Raw genomic sequence first — 3,256 nt, 5'->3', positions numbered from 1 at the left:
CTGAGTTCGGGATGGGATCAGGTGGTTCCAATGCTCTATGGTCGTCAAGAAATTCGGGTACTGAGTCGTGACCAGATGGCCTCGCTTCAGCAAATTGGGTATGTGATAGCTTTCGGTGTTTTGTGAGCGTCGAACTTTCGGTTCATTGCGTCTTCACACACCGCAATCTGGCCTTTCGACTCAAATTGCTTGGGTGTTATATGGTCAAGCCTCACGGGCAATTAGTATTGGTTAGCTCAACGCCTCACAGCGCTTACACACCCAACCTATCAACGTCGTAGTCTTCGACGGCCCTTCAGGGAACTCAAGGTTCCAGTGAGATCTCATCTTGAGGCTAGTTTCCCGCTTAGATGCTTTCAGCGGTTATCTATTCCGAACATAGCTACCCGGCAATGCCACTGGCGTGACAACCGGAACACCAGAGGTTCGTCCACTCCGGTCCTCTCGTACTAGGAGCAGCCCCTCTCAAATCTCAAACGTCCACGGCAGATAGGGACCGAACTGTCTCACGACGTTCTAAACCCAGCTCGCGTACCACTTTAAATGGCGAACAGCCATACCCTTGGGACCGGCTTCAGCCCCAGGATGTGATGAGCCGACATCGAGGTGCCAAACACCGCCGTCGATATGAACTCTTGGGCGGTATCAGCCTGTTATCCCCGGAGTACCTTTTATCCGTTGAGCGATGGCCCTTCCATACAGAACCACCGGATCACTAAGACCTACTTTCGTACCTGCTCGACGTGTCTGTCTCGCAGTCAAGCGCGCTTTTGCCTTTATACTCTACGACCGATTTCCGACCGGTCTGAGCGCACCTTCGTACTCCTCCGTTACTCTTTAGGAGGAGACCGCCCCAGTCAAACTACCCACCATACACTGTCCTCGATCCGGATAACGGACCTGAGTTAGAACCTCAAAGTTGCCAGGGTGGTATTTCAAGGTTGGCTCCACGCAGACTGGCGTCCACGCTTCAAAGCCTCCCACCTATCCTACACAAGCAAATTCAAAGTCCAGTGCAAAGCTATAGTAAAGGTTCACGGGGTCTTTCCGTCTAGCCGCGGATACACTGCATCTTCACAGCGATTTCAATTTCACTGAGTCTCGGGTGGAGACAGCGCCGCCATCGTTACGCCATTCGTGCAGGTCGGAACTTACCCGACAAGGAATTTCGCTACCTTAGGACCGTTATAGTTACGGCCGCCGTTTACCGGGGCTTCGATCAAGAGCTTCGCGTTAGCTAACCCCATCAATTAACCTTCCGGCACCGGGCAGGCGTCACACCCTATACGTCCACTTTCGTGTTTGCAGAGTGCTGTGTTTTTAATAAACAGTCGCAGCGGCCTGGTATCTTCGACCGGCATGAGCTTACGGAGCAAGTCCTTCACCCTCACCGGCGCACCTTCTCCCGAAGTTACGGTGCCATTTTGCCTAGTTCCTTCACCCGAGTTCTCTCAAGCGCCTTGGTATTCTCTACCCAACCACCTGTGTCGGTTTGGGGTACGGTTCCTGGTTACCTGAAGCTTAGAAGCTTTTCTTGGAAGCATGGCATCAACCACTTCGTTACCTAAAAGGTAACTCGTCATCAGCTCTCGGCCTTAGAATCCCGGATTTACCTAAGATTCCAGCCTACCACCTTAAACTTGGACAACCAACGCCAAGCTGGCCTAGCCTTCTCCGTCCCTCCATCGCAATAACCAGAAGTACAGGAATATTAACCTGTTTTCCATCGACTACGCTTTTCAGCCTCGCCTTAGGGACCGACTAACCCTGCGTCGATTAACGTTGCGCAGGAAACCTTGGTCTTTCGGCGTGGGTGTTTTTCACACCCATTGTCGTTACTCATGTCAGCATTCGCACTTCTGATACCTCCAGCAAGCTTCTCAACTCACCTTCACAGGCTTACAGAACGCTCCTCTACCGCATCACTTACGTGATACCCGTAGCTTCGGTGTATGGTTTGAGCCCCGTTACATCTTCCGCGCAGGCCGACTCGACTAGTGAGCTATTACGCTTTCTTTAAAGGGTGGCTGCTTCTAAGCCAACCTCCTAGCTGTCTAAGCCTTCCCACATCGTTTCCCACTTAACCATAACTTTGGGACCTTAGCTGACGGTCTGGGTTGTTTCCCTTTTCACGACGGACGTTAGCACCCGCCGTGTGTCTCCCATGCTCGGCACTTGTAGGTATTCGGAGTTTGCATCGGTTTGGTAAGTCGGGATGACCCCCTAGCCGAAACAGTGCTCTACCCCCTACAGTGATACATGAGGCGCTACCTAAATAGCTTTCGAGGAGAACCAGCTATCTCCGAGCTTGATTAGCCTTTCACTCCGATCCACAGGTCATCCGCTAACTTTTCAACGGTAGTCGGTTCGGTCCTCCAGTTAGTGTTACCCAACCTTCAACCTGCCCATGGATAGATCGCCCGGTTTCGGGTCTATTCCCAGCGACTAGACGCCCTATTAAGACTCGCTTTCGCTACGCCTCCCCTATTCGGTTAAGCTCGCCACTGAAAATAAGTCGCTGACCCATTATACAAAAGGTACGCAGTCACCCAACAAAGTGGGCTCCCACTGCTTGTACGCATACGGTTTCAGGATCTATTTCACTCCCCTCTCCGGGGTTCTTTTCGCCTTTCCCTCACGGTACTAGTTCACTATCGGTCAGTCAGTAGTATTTAGCCTTGGAGGATGGTCCCCCCATATTCAGACAAAGTTTCTCGTGCTCCGTCCTACTCGATTTCATGACTAAGAGATTTTCGCGTACAGGGCTATCACCCACTATGGCCGCACTTTCCAGAGCGTTCCGCTAATCTCAAAGCCACTTAAGGGCTAGTCCCCGTTCGCTCGCCACTACTAAGGGAATCTCGGTTGATTTCTTTTCCTCAGGGTACTTAGATGTTTCAGTTCCCCTGGTTCGCTTCTTGCACCTATGTATTCAGTACAAGATAACCATCTTATGATGGCTGGGTTCCCCCATTCAGACATCTCCGGATCAAAGTCTGTTTGCCGACTCCCCGAAGCTTTTCGCAGGCTACCACGTCTTTCATCGCCTCTGACTGCCAAGGCATCCACCGTATGCGCTTCTTCACTTGACCATATAACCCCAAGCAATCTGGTTATACTGTGAAGACAACATTCGCCGAAAATTCGAATTTCTCGATTAAGAGAACTCACAAATTTTACCTTAGCCTGATCCGTTACCAGTGAAAGTAACGTTCAGTCTATCTTTCTATCACATACCCAAATTTTTAAAGAACGA

At 51.0% G+C, this 3,256-nt stretch carries 2 rRNA genes; both read right to left on the bottom strand.

Going from position 1 to position 3,256, the window contains the following annotated elements:
• Positions 1 to 49 (bottom strand): 5S ribosomal RNA (gene rrf, locus TX23_RS28940); the annotation flags it as partial.
• 151 nt (positions 50 to 200) lie between these two features.
• Positions 201 to 3,092 (bottom strand): 23S ribosomal RNA (locus tag TX23_RS26555).
• Between the last annotated feature and the right edge of the window lie 164 nt (positions 3,093 to 3,256).

Source organism: Pseudomonas paralactis (assembly GCF_001439735.1).
GTDB lineage: Bacteria > Pseudomonadota > Gammaproteobacteria > Pseudomonadales > Pseudomonadaceae > Aquipseudomonas > Aquipseudomonas paralactis.
This window is presented reverse-complemented; position numbering and strand designations above follow the sequence as displayed.